Here is a 402-nt window from a genome sequence, read left to right on the forward strand (position 1 = left end):
GTTCCCGCATCCTTAACAATGCACGACATCCTCTCACGAACATCAGCAAGAAAATCCTGCCAGCCGTTCCCCTTCAAATACGGCAGATCAAAGAGGATATTCATATGCATGTTAAGGGTTTCATGATCCTCATTATGAGTGAACTCAGTCCCCCTGAAATACAGATTTGAACCATATTTTTGATTGAGCCAACGGAAGCAATCAGAGAGCTTGCGTGTCCATTTCCTATGCTCCGCCTTGAGGTCATCATATATGCGGACGTTCTCACCGCAGGTGATAACCATGTACCGCAGATACTTCCCCTTATTCGGGAGAATGTTATCAATCCAATAGGTCAGCTCATTCCTCAACTGGCGACGCTCAGCAACAGCAACAGCAGGAATGAACATGATATGCCTAAAC

1 protein-coding gene is annotated in these 402 nt (G+C 45.8%); it reads right to left on the reverse strand.

The features are described from left to right. Positions 1 to 389, reverse strand: a 389-nt coding sequence (locus tag KP705_RS18585) for a hypothetical protein (RefSeq protein WP_215765376.1), incomplete at its 3' end; no start/stop codon positions are given. Positions 390 to 402 lie beyond the last annotated feature (13 nt).

The sequence above is a fragment of the Gluconobacter sp. P1D12_c genome (assembly GCF_018812105.1).
Classification (GTDB): domain Bacteria; phylum Pseudomonadota; class Alphaproteobacteria; order Acetobacterales; family Acetobacteraceae; genus Gluconobacter; species Gluconobacter oxydans_A.